This window comes from Actinomycetospora soli (assembly GCF_021026295.1).
In the GTDB taxonomy this organism is placed as follows: domain Bacteria; phylum Actinomycetota; class Actinomycetes; order Mycobacteriales; family Pseudonocardiaceae; genus Actinomycetospora; species Actinomycetospora soli.
Genome location: NZ_JAJNDA010000008.1, coordinates 29174 through 44657 on the forward strand (window position 1 = coordinate 29174; position 15484 = coordinate 44657).

A 15484-nucleotide genomic window follows, 5' to 3' on the forward strand; every position below is an offset into this window, starting at 1 on the left:
TTGGTCCCGGGACCATAACCACCGTCGCGGTGACGGTTCCATCCGGGGAACGACGTTCGGGCTGCACCACCCGTTGCCTCGGGTCACCCGACCGGCGGATCCTGCCGGTGGGCGTGGCGCCCTGCTGACACTCGACGTCAGCGGTGGCACACGGCTGACACGGGGGGTGCCGCGGCCTACCGGTCGAGGACCGCCGTGCCGAGCTCGGTCACCGTGTCCCCGAGCGCCAGGATCGCGTCGGCCATCTCCCGTGCCGTCACGTCGGCCGACTCGACGGCCTCGAGGACCAGTTCGTTGATCCCGCCGACGAGGGCCTGCGCGACCCCGGCGGACAGCTCCCGCCCGCCCGCCGCGGCCAGCGCCACGAGCCCGTCGGCGAACCGCCGCATCACCTCGCGGCGCACGGCGAGCCCCGCAGGCCCCGCCGAGCCGACCTCGGTGAGCATCGCGCGGGTGAGCAGCGGGTGCTCGGCCATCGCGGCCAGGTACGCGCCGGTGACGCCGGCGATCTCCTCGCGGACCGGCAGGCCGGTGCCGACCGTCGACGCCGCCGCCTCCGCGATCCGGTGCAGCGGGGCCTCGGCGACCACCCGGTAGGTGGCGAGCAGGCACTCCTCGCGGTCGGCGAAGTGCTGGTAGAAGGTCCGCTTCGACACGCGGGCGCGGGCGACGACGTCGGTGACGGTCACGCTCGCGTAGCCCTGCTCGGCGAGGAGCTCACCCATCGCGGCGATCAGCCGGTCACGGTGGTCCGAGCCCGGAGCGGTCCCGGTGCGGATGGCGACCACGACCGGGTGCTCGCCGGAATCCGCGGTGTGCGCGCTCACAGTCACTGGCCTATGGTACCAGCTCGTACCATCCTCCCCAGCAGGTTCGGTACGCAGCTGTACCACCGGGAGGGGATCGTGACCACCGAAGCCGCACCACCCGCCGTCGGGAAGGACCCCGACGTGCCGCACCTGTCCGTCGCCATCGTGGGCAACGGCTTCTCCGGGCTCGGCACGGCCATCCGGCTGCGCCAGGCCGGCGTCGAGGACTTCCTCGTGTTCGAGCGGCACGGCGACGTCGGCGGGACCTGGCGGGACAACTCCTACCCGGGCTGCGCCTGCGACGTGCCGAGCCATCTCTACTCGTTCTCGTTCGCGCCGAACCCGGAGTGGAGCCACGCGTTCTCGCCCCAGCCGGAGATCCACGCCTACCTGCAGCGGATCAGCGCGGAATACGGGATCGACCGGTTCACGCGCAACCACCACGAGGTGACCGAGGCGCGGTGGTCCGAGCGGACGCAGCGGTGGACCGTCACGACCACGCAGGGCACGTGGACCGCGGACGCGGTCGTGCTCGGCAGCGGCGCGCTGTCGGACCCCTCGTTCCCGGACGTGCCGGGCCTCGACGACTTCGGCGGGGAGATGTTCCACTCCGCCACCTGGCGGCACGACCTGGACCTGCGGGGCCGGCGCGTCGCGGTCATCGGCACCGGCGCCTCGGCCATCCAGTTCGTGCCCGAGATCGCGCCCGTGGTCGGACACCTGACCGTCTTCCAGCGCACGCCCCCGTGGATCATGCCCCGGCGCGACCGGCGGATCACCGGCCTCGAGAAGTGGCTCTTCCGCCGCCTCCCGGCCCTGCAGAAGCTCAACCGCGAGGCCATCTACTGGGCCCGCGAGACGTTCGTGCTCGGCTTCAAGGACCCGCGGCGGATGGCGAAGGCGGCGAAGCTCGCCGAACGCCACATGCGCACGCAGGTCACCGACCCGACGCTCCGCGAGAAGATCACGCCGAGCTACTCGATGGGCTGCAAGCGCATCCTGCTGTCCGACACCTACCTGCCGGCGCTCGACCGTCCGGACGTCGACGTGGTCACCGAGAAGATCACCCGCGTGACGGAGCACGCCGTCGTCACCGCCGACGGCACCGAGCACGAGGTCGACACGATCATCGCCGGCACCGGCTTCGCGATCAGCGACCTGCCGATCAGCCACCGCGTGTTCGGCCGCGACGGGCGCAGCCTCGCCGAGCACTGGGGCGACACGATGTTCGCCCACAACGGGACGATGATCGCCGGGTTCCCGAACCTGTTCACGCTGCTCGGGCCGAACACCGGCCTCGGCCACAACTCGGTCGTCTTCATGATCGAGTCGCAGATCAACCTCGTGATGGACGTGCTGCGGCGCCTGCGGACCCGGTCGGTCGGGGCCGTGGAGCCGCGGCAGGACGTCCAGGACCGCTTCGTCGCGGAGATGCAGCGGCTCACCGAGGGCACGGTGTGGACCGACGGCGGCTGCCGGTCCTGGTACCTGGACGGGCAGGGCCGCAACTCGGCGCTGTGGCCGACGTTCACCATGCCCTTCCACCGGCGCCTCAAGCACATGAGGACCGACGAGTACGTGCTGACCCCCCGACGGATCCTGGAGCACTCGTGACCTACGACATCAACGGCAAGGTCCTGTTCATCACCGGTGCCGCCCGCGGGATCGGCGAGGCCACCGCCCGGGCCGCCGCGGCGCGGGGCGCGCGGATCGCGCTCGTCGGCCTCGAGCCCGAGCGCCTGGAGCGGATCGCCGGCGAGCTGGGCCCGCAGCACACCTGGGCGACCTGCGACGTCACCGACCAGGCCTCGCTCGACGCCGCGGTGAAGCACACCGTGGCCGAGCTCGGCGGGATCGACGTCGTCATCGCCAACGCCGGGATCGCGAACCAGGGCACGGTCGCGGAGTCCCCCGCCGACGTCGTCGCCCGGGTCATGGAGGTCAACCTCATCGGGGTGTCGCGGACGGTGTCCGCGACCGTCGCCGAGGTCGAGAAGCGCCGCGGCTACTACCTGCTCGTCTCCTCGCTGGCCGCGTTCACCGCCCTGCCCGGCATGGCCGCCTACTGCGGCGCCAAGGCCGGCGTGGAGAACTACGGCAACGCGCTGCGCTTCGAGCTCGCGTACCGCGGCATCGGTGTCGGCACCGCGCACATGGGCTGGATCGACACCGACCTCGTGCGCGACGTGAAGGCCGACTCGTCGACCTTCGAGGACACCCTGCGCAAGCTCCCCGGGCCGCTGGGCGCGCTCGCGCCGGTCGAGGACTGCGTGGAGGGCTTCCTCGCGGGCATCGCCAAGCGCAAGCGGCGGGTGTTCGTGCCGAAGTCGGTCGGGATCGTCGCCGCGCTGCGCCCGATCACCTTCTCCTGGCTCGGCGACCTCCCGATCATGGCGCAGGCGAGGACGATGGTGCCCCAGCTCGAGGCCCAGTTCCGCAGGACGGGGCGGGCGTTCGGGCGTACGTCGGTGGGCATGGGTGAGCCGAAGGGCTGAACCCCCTCGTTTCATTGAACGAACCCTCACCGAAATCACGGTGAACGCACGCCGTGACGGGCACACTCGCGTCCGTGACCGACCTCGCCACCGGACCCGTCTTCACCGACGACTACTGGGCCGACCCCTACGGCACGCTCTCGCGCCTGCGCGAGATCGCGCCGGTCCGGGAGGTCGACCTTCCCGACGGCGGGTCGACCTGGCTCGTCACGCGCTACGCCGACGTGCGGGCGGCGTTCGTTGACCCCCGCCTGGCCAAGGACTTCCGCTCCACGATGCCGCCCGAGCAGCGGCCGGCGGAGCCGCTGATCCCCGGCCCGGCGGGGCACATGCTGCTGCTCAACGATCCGCCGGTGCACACCCGGCTGCGCAAGCTGGTCGTCTCCACCTTCACGGTGCGCCGGGTCGCGGCGCTGCGTCCCGCCGTCGAGCAGATCGCCGCGACGCTGCTCGACCGGGCGGAGCAGGCCGGGGAGATCGACCTGGTGGGCGACTTCGCGGTGCCGCTGCCGATGCAGGTGATCTGCGAGCTGCTCGGGGTGCCGCTCGACGACCGCGACGCGTTCGCGGAGTGGTCGCGCACGATGATCGACGACTCCCCGCAGCCGGAGAAGCACCAGGCGCAGGCGAGCCTCACCGCCTACCTGTCCGACCTGGTCACCGCGAAGCGCGACGCCCCCGACGAGGCCCTGCTCTCGGCCCTCATCCGCGCCTCCGAGGACGGCGACGCGCTCTCCCACGACGAGATCGTGGCGATGGGCATGATCCTGCTGATCGCGGGCCACGAGACGACGTCGAACCTGATCACCAACAGCGTGCACGCGGTCCTGCGCGACGACGGGCTGCGCGAACGGGTGCTCGCCGCGGAGACGCTCGCGCCGATGGTCGAGGAGTTCCTGCGCTGGACCTCGCCCGTGGCCAACGCGCCGCTGCGCTTCGCCACCGAGGACCTGGAGCTGGGCGGGGCGACCATCCCCCACGGCGCGCTCGTCACGCTGTCGGTCGCGGCGGCCAACCGCGACCCCGAGCGGTTCGACGCCCCCGAGCTGCACGACCCCGACCGTGACCTCACCGGGCACCTCGCCTTCGGCCACGGCATCCACTTCTGCCTGGGTGCCTCGCTCGCCCGGCTGGAGGCCGAGGTCGCGCTCGCGGCGCTGTTCGACCGCTTCCCCCGGCTCGCCCCGGCGGTGCCGCTCGACGAGATCGTCTACCGCCACAGCATGCTGATCCACGCGCTGTCCGCGCTGCCGGTGCGGCTGTCTCCGGGGTCCTGACACACTGCGCGCCATGGGCGAGGCGCGCTGGGTGCTGGCGGTGGACCACGGCACCTCGACGACGACGGGGGCCGTGGCCGACGTCGATCCCGACGACGGGTGGACGCGGGTCGCGACGGTGCCCGTCGACGGTGCCCCCGAGCTGCCCTCGGTGGTGCTCTCGCGGACCGACGGCGTGGTCCTCGCCGGGCGGCCCGCCCTCGAGGCGGCGCACGCCGAGCCGCAGGCCGCCGTGCTCCGCGCCCGCGACTACCTCGGCGCCGCCACCGGCGGCCGGGACGACGCCCTGCTCGCGACCTGGCCCCGCCCGACGACCGCGGTGAACGTGGCGACCGCGCTGATCGCCCGCATCCTGCAGGCCGAGGCGGGCCGCCGCGGCAGCGCGCCGGCCCTGCTCGCCCTCGTGCACCCGCCGTCGTGGACCGACCCCGCCACCGGCCGCGCCGCCCTCACCGCGGCGGGCCGCTCGGCGCTCGGCGCGGTCGACGGCGCCGGCGACGCCGAGGTCGCGCTCGTCGCCGCGCCGGTCGCGGCGGCCGTCCGGCTGGGCGGGAGCGGACCCGTCGTCGTGGTGGACCTGGGCGGGGGCGGCACCGAGATCGCGGTGGTCGACCGGGCCGAGGGCGAGCACGGGACCACGGCCGCGACGCTGCGCCCCGGCACGCGGACCGTCGAGGTCGGCGCCGAGTCGCTCGACGACGCGCTGACCCAACTGGTGCTCGACCGGGCCCGCCCCGCCCTCGCCGACCGCATCCGGTTCTCCGCCGACCCCGAGGCGCACCGCGCGTACTTCTGGCTGCGCCGCGGCGTGCACGACGCCAAGCGCCGGCTCGGCACGGACGGCTTCGTCGACATCGCCGTCCCCGTCCTGCCGCCGGACAACCCCGGACCGGGCACCGTCCGGATCACCCACGACGACCTCGGCCCGCTCTTCGCCCCCGCCCTGGAGCAGGTCGGCGCGGCGACGGTCGACCTCCTGGACGCGGCCGGCGGCGAGCGCCCGCCCCTGCTCGTGCGCGGCGGGATCGCGGCCCTGCCCGGGGTCCGCGACTGGCTCGCCGCGCGCACCGGGTGCGGGCTCGCGGGCGTGGAGGACCCGGGCGCCGCGTCGTCGACCGGCCTCGTGTGCGGCGCCGCCGCCTGGGCCGCCGACCGGGCGTCCCTGGGGCGCTGACCCGGTCCCCGTGCAAGCAATGCGTCACTGCGTGCATCCAGTGACAGGAAAGGCCATATCATCGGGTCGGCCCAGCTCGCCCGGCCCGTCCCCTGTGGCAGCGTCACTGCCCTCTGAGTGGGGCAAGATCCTCCGTTGCCGAGCAAGGTGATCGCTGAGCGAGCACATCGCTCGGCAGGTGAGGATCGTGGTGGCCGACGATGCCGATGTCCTGGCACTCGACGGCCGCAGTGACGCATTGCTTGCCTCTGGGATGCGGGTACACCCGACCCCATGGAGGGCGACGCCGTGCACCGGGCGGCCGCACGGCTGAGCACGCTCGCCGGCGCCACGGTGATCCGCGCCGAGTTCCGCAATCACCTCGCCGGTGTCGACCTGCGCGGTGTCACGCTCGAGGCGACGAAGGCCCACGGCAAGCACCTGCTCACGCGGTTCGCCGACGGCCGCACCCTGCACTCGCACCTGCGCATGGACGGTTCCTGGACGATCGTGCGCAAGCACCGTCCCGACGGTCGCCCCGCCCTCCCCCGCCACCTCCTGCCGACCCTGCGCGCGGCGATCACCCTCGACGACGGCCGCAGCCTCGTCGGGCTCGGCGTCCCGGTCACCGACCTGCTCGCGACCCGCGACGAGCACCGCGTCGTCGGCCACCTCGGGCCGGACGTCCTCGCCGGGCAGCCGACCGCGACCCAGGAGCACTTCGACCTCGACGAGGCCCTCGCGCGGCTCGGGAAGGACCCGGCCCGCCCCGTCGTCGAGACCCTCCTCGACCAGCGCGGCGTCGCCGGCTTCGGCAACCTCTGGGCCGTCGAGCTGTGCTTCCTGCGCGGGCTGTACCCCTGGCGGCCGGTCGGCGACGTCGAGCTCGAACCGCTCCTCGCACTGGGCCGGAGGATGATCCGGCACTCGCTCGAGCACAACACCGGGATGACGACGACCGGGGTGAAGCGGAAGGGACAGAACCACTGGGTCACGGGGCGGTCCAACCGTCCGTGCTACCGCTGCGGCACGCTCGTCCGGTTCCGCCCCGCGACCGGCGCGCCGTACGCCCGGGAGGTGTGGTGGTGCCCGTCGTGCCAACCGGGCCAGGATGAGCGGCGTGGAGCAGCCGGAACCGCGGATCGGTGACCGCGAGCGCCGCGAGGTCGACGAGCGGCTGCGGCGCGCCCAGGACGACGGGATGATCACGCTCGCCGAGTACGACGAGCGCGCGCAGGCCTGCTACGCCGCACGCTTCCGCAGCGAGCTCGCGCCGCTCACGGCGGACCTTCCCGACGACGGGCCGCCGCCGGCCCCGCCTCCCGGGCCGCCGACCGTCGAGCAGGAACCGACGTGGCACGACGACACCCGCGTGCCCGAGCAGCGCCGGCACGGGCGGGGCCTCCGCGGGCTGGTGATCGCCGCGGTCATCGGCGTCGCCGCGGTCGTCGCGCCGGGCGTGCTGTCGGCGAACCAGGGCGCGGCGGTCTTCGGCAGCAGGGTGGTGCAGGTGGCGCCCGGTCAGACCGACGTGCAGGTCGGGGTGCTGTTCGGCTCGACGAAGGTCGTGGTCCCGGACGACACGCAGGCCAGCACCTCGGGCACCACGATCTTCGGGTCCACGCGGTGCGACACCGCCTGCGCGCCCGAGCCGCCCGGGGCGCCGCAGGTCCAGGTCAGCGGCCGCGGCGCGTTCGGCAGCGTCGAGGTGCTCACGGCGGGCGAGTACGCGCAGGACCAGGACCGCCGCGGCCGCGACGACTGAGGCGCGGCCCTTGTCAGGCCCCGCGTCGCCTGCCACGGTGACACCACGACCGAACGATCATTCGGTCGCTACGCGGCGCGGGAAGAGGGGCTCATGGATCGTCAGGTCACGCCCGGGTCGGACGTCTCCCGCTGGAGCGGGGTCGAGACGGTGGCGGCCGTCCGCGCCGGGCGCACGTCGGTGGCCGACCACCTCGAGGCGCTCCTCGAGCGGGCCGGGGCCGCGCGGACGCTGAACGCCTTCATCACGCTCGACGCGTCCGGCGCGCGGGCCCGCGCCCGTGAGCTGGACGAGCGGCTCGCCGCCGGCGAGGCACCGCCGCTCGCGGGCCTCGTCGTCGTGGTGAAGGACAACATCGACGTCGCCGGGCTCCCCACCACCGGCGGCACCCCCGCGCTGCAGGGGCGCCGAGCCCGGACCCACGCCCCCAGCGTGCGGCGCCTCGTCGAGGCCGGGGCCGTCGTGCTCGGCAAGACGAACCTGCACGAGCTGGCGTTCGGCATCACGAGCACGAACCTGTCGTCCTTCGCGGGTCCCGTCCGCAACCCCTTCGGGACGGACCTCGTGCCCGGGGGCTCGTCCGGAGGGACGGCCGTGGCGGTCGCCGTCGGGGCGGCCCCGGCCGGGCTCGGCACCGACACCGGCGGCTCGACCCGCGTGCCGGCCGCGCTGACCGGGACGGTGGGCTTCCGCCCCTCGGTGGGCGACGGCGGGCCGGAGCGCCGCTACCACGACGCCGGGCACGTCCTGCCGATCAGCCGCACCCGGGACACGGTCGGCCCGATCGCCCGCACCGTGGCCGACGTCGCCCTGCTCGACGCCGTGATCGCGCCCGCCCCCGCGGCCCCGCCGGTCGCGATCGGGTCCCTCCGGCTCGGCGTCCCGCCGACGCTGTGGACGGGCCTCGACCCCGAGCTCGACACCGTGCTCCGGCGCCGCCTCGACGAGCTCGCCGACGCCGGGGTGACCCTGGTGGAGGCCGACCTCCCCGGGTTGTTCGACCTCAACGACCAGGTGTCCTTCGCGGTCGCCCTGCACGAGCCGCGGACCGACATCCCGGACTACCTCGCGGCCACGGGCGTCGACGCCACCACCCTCGACGACATCGTCCGCGCCATCGGGAGCCCGGACGTCGCGGAGGTCTTCCGGGCCGTGACGGCCGACGCCATGGGCCCGTTCTACGACGACGCCGTCCGCGTCCACCGGCCCGCGCTCCAGCGCCTCTACCGGGACCACTTCGCCGCCCACGCCCTCGACGCGGTCCTCTTCCCGACGACGGTGCTGCCCGCGTTCCCGATGGACCTCGAGTCGGGCTCGTCGAGCATCCGGGTGGGCGACGCCGCGCCGACCGGCACGTTCGGCACGGTCATCCGCAACACCGACCCGGCGAGCAACGCCGGCATCCCGGGGCTCAGCCTGCCGGCCGGGACCACGGCGGCGGGGCTGCCGGTCGGGCTGGAGATCGACGGGCCGCTGGGCGGTGACCGGCGCCTGCTCGCCGTCGGGGAGGTCCTCGAGTCGGTCCTGGGTCCCGGCCCGACGCCGCCGTCCGCGGGGTCCTAGGGCGGCGGGAACGCCGACGGGTCGGCCACCGGCCCGATCACCACGACGGCGGGCGGGCGCAGCCCGGCGTCCGCCATGGCCGACGGCAGCTTCGCCAGCGGCGCGCGCACCGTGGCCTCGCCGGGCAGGCCGCCCTCCTGGATCGCGATCGCGGGCGTCTCGGGGTCCCGGCCGCCGTCGACGAGCGCCTCCGCGATCCGGGGCAGGTTCTCCACCGCCATGAGCAGCACGACCGTGCCGGTGAGCCGCCCGAGGGCCGCCCAGTCGACGAGGGACTGCTCGTGGCCGGGCGGCAGGTGCCCGGACACGACGACGAACTCGTGGGTGATGCCGCGGTGGGTCACCGGGATGCCGGCGAAGGCGGGCACGGAGATCGCGCTGGTGACGCCGGGGACGACGTCGACGGTGACGCCCGCCGCCGCGCACGCCTGGATCTCCTCGTAGCCCCGGCCGAAGACGAACGGGTCGCCGCCCTTGAGCCGCACCACCCGGTTCCCCGCCAGCGCCTCGTCGACCAGCACCGCGTTGATCGTGTCCTGGCTCATGTAGCGCCCGCGGGGGAGCTTCGAGGCGTCGATGACGGTGACGTCGGGCGGCAGTTCGTCGAGCAGCGCCTGCGGGGCGAGCCGGTCGGTGACCACGACGTCGGCCTGCGCCAGCGCCTGGCGGCCCCGGACCGTGATCAGCCCGGCGTCGCCCGGCCCGCCGCCGACGAGGGTGACGCCGGGGTTCCGGTCGCCGCGGTGGCGGCGGTCGGCGAGCGTGCCGCTGCGCAGCGCCTCGACGACGCCGTCACGCACCCCGGCCGCCCGGCGGGGATCGCCGCCGCCGATCACGCCGACGGTGACGTCGTCGTAGCGCCCGACCGCCGGGGTCACCGCGGTCCCCTGCTCGGCGTGGTCGGCGCGCACGCAGAACACGCGCGAGGCCTCGGCCTCGGCGGCGACGGCCGCGTTGACCTCGGCGGAGTCGGTGGCGGCGACGCAGTACCAGGCGGCGTCGAGGTCACCCGCGGCGTACACGCGCTGCTCCCAGACGACCTCCCGCGACGACGCGAGGGCCTCCAGGGCGGTGGTCACGGCGGGGCTCACGACGTGGACGGCGGCGCCCACCTCGAGCAGCCCCGCGACCCGGCGCTGCGCCACCGAGCCGCCGCCCACGACGACGACGCGGCGACCGGCCAGGTCGAGCCCGACGGGATAGAGCGTGCTCACTGACTGATCTCCTCGGTCTTCTCGGCGACCCCGGCGCTGTCGAAGGTGGCGACCTCGGCGAGCGCCCGTGCGGCGGCGGCGACCAACGGCGCCGCCAGGAGGGCTCCGGTCCCTTCGCCGACCCGCATCCCGAGGTCGAGCACCGGCTCGAGCCCCAGGTGGGTCAGCGCCAGGGTATGGGCAGGCTCCACCGAGCGGTGCCCCGCGATCCACGCCTGTGACGCAGTCGGGGCGAGTGCGGCCGCGACCAGCGCGGCCGCCCCGGCCACGACGCCGTCGACGACGACGGGGGTCCGCAGCGCCGCCCCGCCCAGCAGCAGCCCGGCGATCCCCGCGATCTCCAGTCCGCCGACGGCCGCCAGCGCGCCGAGCGGGTCGTCCGCGACGGCCTGCCCGCCCCGTCCTGGGCGAAGGGGCCCTTCGGTCGGTCTATCCGCCGGTGGGCGCCCTTCGCCAACGGCGGCCGGCCCGCCCCGTCCTGGGCGAAGGGGCCCTTCGGTCGCTCTATCCGACTGAGGGTGCCCTTCGGTCGACGGGGAGGACGGAGCGTCGGGCAGCAGACCGTGCCGCGACAGCGCCGTGCGCACCACGGCGGCCTTGCGCGCCAGCATCGCGTCGTCGATCCCGGTGCCGCGCCCGGTGACGACCTCCGGCGACGCGCCCGTGAACGCCGAGACCAGGGCGGCCGAGGCCGTGGTGTTGGCGATGCCCATGTCGCCGGTGACGAGCAGCCGGTTGCCGGCCGCCACGAGGTCGCGGGCCACCTCCACCCCCGCGACCACGGCCGCCCGCGCCTCCTCGCGCGACATGGCCGGGCCGACCGTCATGTCGGCGGTCCCGGGCCGGACCTTGCGCGGCAGCAGCCCCGGCGCCTCGTCCAGCGGGGCCGCCACCCCGACGTCGACCACGACGACCTCCGCGCCCACCTGGTGCGCGAACGCGTTCACCGCAGCGCCGCCGGCGAGGAAGTTCGCCACCATCTGGTGGGTCACGTCCTGCGGCCACGGCGTCACGCCCTGGGCGTGCACGCCGTGGTCGCCGGCGAACACCGCGACGACGGCGGGCTCGGGCACCGGCGGCGGGCACGACCCGGCCAGCCCGGAGAGCCGCACCCCGAGCTCGGCGACCTGCCCGAGCGCCCCGGGCGGCACCGTCATCCGCGTCAGCCGCTCACGGGCCGCCGTCTCGCCGTCCGCGGTCGACAGCGCCGCGCACGCCGTCAGGGCGTCGTCCAGCGCGTCCCCGCCGGGGTGCGCGCCCCACCGGCCCTCGTGCACGGCCCACTCCAACGGTCGGCGCCGGGCCCACCCGGCGGTCTCCAGCTCCGGCCCGTCGGCGAACGCCGAGACGTGCCCGAGGCACAGGTACGCCACGATCTCGAGGTGCTGCGGGAGCCCGACCCGGTCACCGAGCAGCGCGGCCATCTCCCGCTCGCGGAAGAACGACACCCACCCGACGCCGAGTCCCTCGGCCCGCGCCGCCAGCCACAGGTTCTGCACCGCACCGGCCACGGAGTGCGCGGCCATCCGCGGCTGGGTCGCCCGCCCGAGCACGTGCCGGCCGCCGCGGGTCGGGTCACAGGTCACGACGACGCCGAGCGGGGCCTCGCGGATCGCCTCCACCTTCAGGCCCGCGAACGCCCGCGCCCGCGCCGCGGGCAGGGACGCCGCGAACGCCGCCCGCTGCGCCGCGGCGAGGTCCGCGAGCTCGTCCCGCAGCCCCGCGTCGCGCACCACGAGGAAGTCCCACGGCTGCGAGAAGCCGACGCTCGGTGCCGTGTGCGCGGCCGCGAGGACCCGGCGCAGCGCGGCGTCGTCGACCGGTTCGGCGGTGAACCCGGTCCGCACGTCCCGCCGCGCCGACAGCACCCGGTACAGGGCCTCCGCGTCCCCTCGCTCGAGACTCACAGCACCTCCCGCAGGGCCGCGACGAACGCGTCCATCGTCGACCGGTCCCGGACGGCCACGCGCACGTGCTCCGCGTCCAGGCCCGGGAAGGTGTCACCGCGGCGCACGGCCCAGCCGCGCTCCCGCAGCGCGCCGCGCACGTCGGTCCGCCCCGGGACGCGCAGCAGCAGGAAGCTCGACGCCGGGTCGCTGCCGCGCACCTCGACGCCGTCGACGCCGCGCAGCGCCGCCAGCAGGTGCTCCCGGTCGGCCCGCAGCGCGACCGCCGCGCGGTCGGCCTCGGCCCGCGCACCCGCCGTCGTGCAGGCCTGCATCGCGACGAGCGCGGGCGTCGACACCGACCACGGCGGCGCGGCCGCGGCGAGCCGCGCGACCAGGTCGGGCGCCGCGAGCACGTAGCCGACCCGCAGCCCCGCGAGGCCCCAGGTCTTGGTGAGGCTGCGCAGCACGACGAGCCCGGGCAGGTCGTCGCGGCCGGCCAGCGACTCGGGCTCGCCGGGCACGGTGTCGGCGAACGCCTCGTCGACGACGAGGACCCGGCCGGGACGGGCGAGCGCGGCGAGCGTCGCCGCGGGGTGCAGCACCGAGGTGGGGTTCGTCGGGTTCCCGACGACGATGAGGTCGGCCTCCTCGGGCACGTCGCCCGGGTGCAACGTCAGGTCACCGTCGAGGACCACCCGCTCCACCGCGTGGCCCGCGGCCCGCAGTGCGGCCTCGGGCTCGGTGAACTGCGGGTGCACGACGACGGCCCGGTGCGGGCGCAGTGCCCGCGCGAGCAGTACGAACGCCTCCGCGACGCCCGCCACGGGCCACACCTCGGCCGGGTCACGTCCGTGCGCGGCGGCCACCGCCACCCGCGCCGGCCCGGCGTCGGGGTAGGCGGCGAGCTCGGCCAGCGACGCGGCGAGCCGCTCGGTCAGCCAGGCCGGCGGGGTGTCGGCGCGGACGTTGACGGCGAGGTCGACCAGGCCGGGCCCCACCTCGGCGTCGCCGTGGTGGGCGAGGTCGTGCTGGTCGGGGAGGAGCGACGTCACCGCATCTCGCCCTGGCGCGCGCCCGCGGCGGCCCGCAGCAGCGCCGCCTCGGCGGCCGGCACCGACGCGGCGAGCACCGAGGTGACCGCCCGCGGCGCGGCGCCGGGGTCCCACCCCTCGTCGTCCATCCGCTCGAGCAGGTCCTCGGTCAGGGCGTCGATGCGGGCCGCGAGGTCGGCGCGGGAGCGGACCGGTCCCGCGCCCAGGAGGTCGAGCGGCACCGCCTTGTCGTCGAGGCAGGCCAGCGCGAGGGCGGCGCGGACGTCGTCGGCGGCGCGGGTCCGCCACGTCGTCGGTCGGGGACAGGCGGTGTGGCGGCGCAGGTAGTGCAGGGGGGCGTGCGACATCGCAGGCAGGCCTTCCTCGGGTTCCTCGCCCGATCGGCCGGCGGTCCGGGGGTGGAGCCGTCGGCGTGCTGGTGGCACTCGCGACGGCCGGAGTCTCCTGGCTCCCGGATCGACACTCGCCCCGGCCTTCCCGCCGGTTGCCCGACCGTGGCCATGCATGGGGTCCGCTCCCCGGTGACAGTGGCGGGACCGCGCCGGATTCACACCGGCTTCCTCCGCGTCCGTCGACGGCTGAGCCGACCACACCACGCGCCGGGGGTCAACGACGTGGGCGTCACGTGCCCACGGTCAGTGCAGGATGCCCTGCCGGAAGCCCCGGGCGACGGCGTCCGCGCGGTCGCCCGCGCCGAGCTTGCGGAACAGGCGCCGCGCATGGGTCTTGACGGTGTCCTCCGCGAGCGTCAGCGACGCCGCGATCTCGGAGTTCGACAGCCCCTCGCACATCCCCAGCAGCACGTCCAGCTCGCGGCGCGACAGCTCGGTGGTGGCGGGACGCCGGCCGCGGGCGCTGAACGGGCGCGGCCCGGTCTCCTCGCCGGCGCGCAGGAACCCCTTCGCGCCCCGGTCGAGCGCCTGGCCCGCGACCCGGTGCTCGTCGGACGGACCGCCGACCACGAGCACGGCGACGTCGGGTGCCGTGGTGCGCACGGTGTCGAGCGTGGCGATCCAGGCGGGCATCCCGGAGCCGTCGTCGTCGGCGGCCACCAGGACGAGGTCGGGGCGCTCCCGCTCGAGCGCGATCACGAGGTCCTCGCCGGGCCCCACGCCGCGGACCAGGTCGAACCCGGCCTCCACCCCGCGGGCGACCCGCTCCCGGGCGGCCGCGTCGGGCGCGACGATCAGGCAGACGGCCACGGCGGCTCCTCGGACTCGGGTGCGAGGCGCCAGACTCCCACACGGAACCGATATCGTGACCCTCGGGCTACCGACACGTTTGAGGACATCACCCGTCCGTGGCGCGCGTCAGGTGTGCACGCAATGCGCCCACCTGCTCCCCCTTCCCGACGACCGGTGGCGCGGCCACCGCACGCAGGGCGTCCGGCGCCGCGAGGCCGACCGCCTCGAGGACCGCGAGCAGGACCGGCCCCAGCGCGCGGCCCGCGCCGTCGAGGACCTTCGCCGCGACCGCCGTGCCGTCGGGCAGCGCGGCGACGAGCACGCCCTCGGCGCCGGACTTCGCGACGCTGCCGGGGAGCTCGGTCATCAGCACGGTGTCGAGCCGGTCGGTGCCCGCCACGAGGTCCGGCCGGGCCTGCATCGCCGCGGCCACCCGGGCGACCGCGGGATCGGTCGGCCGGGCGAGGGCGTGCGCGAGCCGGGCGAGCCCCGCGAGCGTCGTGACGAACGCGGGAGCACCGCAGCCGTCGACGCTCGCGCCGAGGACCGGGCCGGCGAGCTCGTCGACCGCCGCCCGGCAGGCGACCTGCAGCGGGTGCGCCGGGTCGAGGTAGTCCGGATCCCCGCCGGCGGCCACGAGCATCGCCGCGTGCTTGCCCGAGCAGTTCATGGCGAGCGGGGTCGGGCCGTGCCCCGCGGCCAGGTACGCCCGCATCGCGGCGGTGCCCAGCGGCAGGTCGGGCACGCACCCCAGGTGCTCCGGCGTCAGGCCGTGCCGGTCGAGCAGCGCCGCCACCGCGGCGAGGTGCCCGGGCTCGCCGCTGTGCGAGGCGCTCGCGATCGCGACCTCGTCGTCGGTGAGGTCGGCCCCCGCCCGCAGCACCGCGACCGTCTGCGCGGGCTTCAGCGAGGAGCGCCCGAAGACCGGCCGGGCCGGGTCACCCGCCGTCAGGAACGTCCCCCCGTCGGGGCGCAGGACGACGAGGGCGACCTCGTGGACGGACTCGACGACCCCGCCGCGGGTGCTGCGCACGTGAGCACTAACGGTCGTCATGGCGACCTCTTCTGCTCACGAGCGCGCAG

The 15484-nt window shown here is 75.7% G+C and carries 14 protein-coding genes and 1 riboswitch; of the genes, 7 read left to right on the top strand and 7 right to left on the bottom strand.

From position 1 onward, the window contains the following. Nucleotides 1-176 precede the first annotated feature (176 nt). A complete protein-coding gene (locus LN037_RS14540; protein WP_230753759.1) occupies nucleotides 177-833 on the bottom strand; it encodes a TetR/AcrR family transcriptional regulator in 657 nt (218 codons plus the stop codon). A 72-nt stretch (nucleotides 834-905) separates the two neighbouring features. Here LN037_RS14540 and LN037_RS14545 point away from each other — a divergent pair, with 72 nt between their 5' ends. From LN037_RS14545 to iaaH, 7 genes are all read left to right on the top strand, one after another. Next, nucleotides 906-2423, top strand: coding sequence for a flavin-containing monooxygenase (locus LN037_RS14545; RefSeq protein WP_230753762.1), 1518 nt, complete (start codon nucleotides 906-908; stop codon nucleotides 2421-2423). Continuing rightward, nucleotides 2420-3304, top strand: a complete 885-nt coding sequence (locus LN037_RS14550; RefSeq protein ID WP_230753765.1) for an SDR family oxidoreductase — start codon at nucleotides 2420-2422, stop codon at nucleotides 3302-3304. Before LN037_RS14545 ends, LN037_RS14550 begins: the two co-directional genes overlap by 4 nt. Before the next feature lie 74 nt (nucleotides 3305-3378). Next, nucleotides 3379-4581 carry a cytochrome P450 family protein gene (locus LN037_RS14555; RefSeq protein WP_230753768.1) on the top strand — a complete coding sequence of 401 codons (1203 nt, stop codon included), beginning with the start codon at nucleotides 3379-3381 and terminating at the stop codon, nucleotides 4579-4581. 13 nt (nucleotides 4582-4594) lie between these two features. Then, on the top strand, nucleotides 4595-5755 hold the full coding sequence (locus LN037_RS14560) for a hypothetical protein (RefSeq protein ID WP_230753771.1): 1161 nt from the start codon (nucleotides 4595-4597) through the stop codon (nucleotides 5753-5755). A gap of 273 nt (nucleotides 5756-6028) precedes the next feature. After that, nucleotides 6029-6883: a DNA-formamidopyrimidine glycosylase family protein gene (locus LN037_RS14565; RefSeq protein WP_230753774.1), complete on the top strand. Its 855-nt coding sequence runs from the start codon at nucleotides 6029-6031 to the stop codon at nucleotides 6881-6883. Beyond that, complete coding sequence (locus LN037_RS14570) at nucleotides 6855-7499, top strand: DUF1707 SHOCT-like domain-containing protein (RefSeq protein WP_230753777.1); 645 nt, start codon at nucleotides 6855-6857, stop codon at nucleotides 7497-7499. Before LN037_RS14565 ends, LN037_RS14570 begins: the two co-directional genes overlap by 29 nt. 93 nt (nucleotides 7500-7592) lie before the next feature. Next, the gene (gene iaaH / locus LN037_RS14575; RefSeq protein WP_230753780.1) at nucleotides 7593-9062 is read left to right on the top strand and encodes an indoleacetamide hydrolase; all 1470 of its coding nucleotides are present in this window, start codon (nucleotides 7593-7595) and stop codon (nucleotides 9060-9062) included. On the opposite strand, the gene cobA is transcribed toward iaaH, so the two are convergent. The 6 genes from cobA to LN037_RS14605 form a co-directional block, all read right to left on the bottom strand. After that, nucleotides 9059-10276 (bottom strand): uroporphyrinogen-III C-methyltransferase, encoded by a 1218-nt coding sequence (cobA, locus tag LN037_RS14580; protein WP_230753783.1) that lies wholly within the window; start codon nucleotides 10274-10276, stop codon nucleotides 9059-9061. The genes iaaH and cobA overlap by 4 nt on opposite strands. Next, on the bottom strand, nucleotides 10273-12183 hold the full coding sequence (gene bluB / locus LN037_RS14585) for a 5,6-dimethylbenzimidazole synthase (protein ID WP_230753786.1): 1911 nt from the start codon (nucleotides 12181-12183) through the stop codon (nucleotides 10273-10275). The genes cobA and bluB overlap by 4 nt, the downstream gene beginning before the upstream one ends. Beyond that, a complete protein-coding gene (gene cobC, locus LN037_RS14590; protein ID WP_230753789.1) occupies nucleotides 12180-13217 on the bottom strand; it encodes an Rv2231c family histidinol phosphate aminotransferase CobC in 1038 nt (345 codons plus the stop codon). The genes bluB and cobC overlap by 4 nt, the downstream gene beginning before the upstream one ends. Continuing rightward, nucleotides 13214-13564 (bottom strand): hypothetical protein, encoded by a 351-nt coding sequence (locus tag LN037_RS14595; RefSeq protein ID WP_230753791.1) that lies wholly within the window; start codon nucleotides 13562-13564, stop codon nucleotides 13214-13216. Before LN037_RS14595 ends, cobC begins: the two co-directional genes overlap by 4 nt. Nucleotides 13565-13654: 90 nt before the next feature. After that, nucleotides 13655-13780, bottom strand: a riboswitch (cobalamin riboswitch). Between the two features lie 72 nt (nucleotides 13781-13852). After that, a complete protein-coding gene (locus LN037_RS14600; protein ID WP_230753793.1) occupies nucleotides 13853-14419 on the bottom strand; it encodes a response regulator transcription factor in 567 nt (188 codons plus the stop codon). Nucleotides 14420-14507: 88 nt separating this feature from the next. Continuing rightward, nucleotides 14508-15455, bottom strand: coding sequence for an asparaginase (locus LN037_RS14605; RefSeq protein ID WP_230753796.1), 948 nt, complete (start codon nucleotides 15453-15455; stop codon nucleotides 14508-14510). Between the last annotated feature and the right edge of the window lie 29 nt (nucleotides 15456-15484).

What these genes read in the sequence shown, in the direction of transcription:
- LN037_RS14560 (WP_230753771.1), top strand. Translation starts at nt 4,595, where the DNA reads ATGGGCGAGGCGCGCTGGGTGCTGGCGGTGGACCACGGCACCTCGACG.
- LN037_RS14565 (WP_230753774.1), top strand. Translation starts at nt 6,029, where the DNA reads ATGGAGGGCGACGCCGTGCACCGGGCGGCCGCACGGCTGAGCACGCTC.
- iaaH (WP_230753780.1), top strand. Translation starts at nt 7,593, where the DNA reads ATGGATCGTCAGGTCACGCCCGGGTCGGACGTCTCCCGCTGGAGCGGG.
- LN037_RS14595 (WP_230753791.1), bottom strand. Translation starts at nt 13,564, where the DNA reads ATGTCGCACGCCCCCCTGCACTACCTGCGCCGCCACACCGCCTGTCCC.
- LN037_RS14605 (WP_230753796.1), bottom strand. Translation starts at nt 15,455, where the DNA reads ATGACGACCGTTAGTGCTCACGTGCGCAGCACCCGCGGCGGGGTCGTC.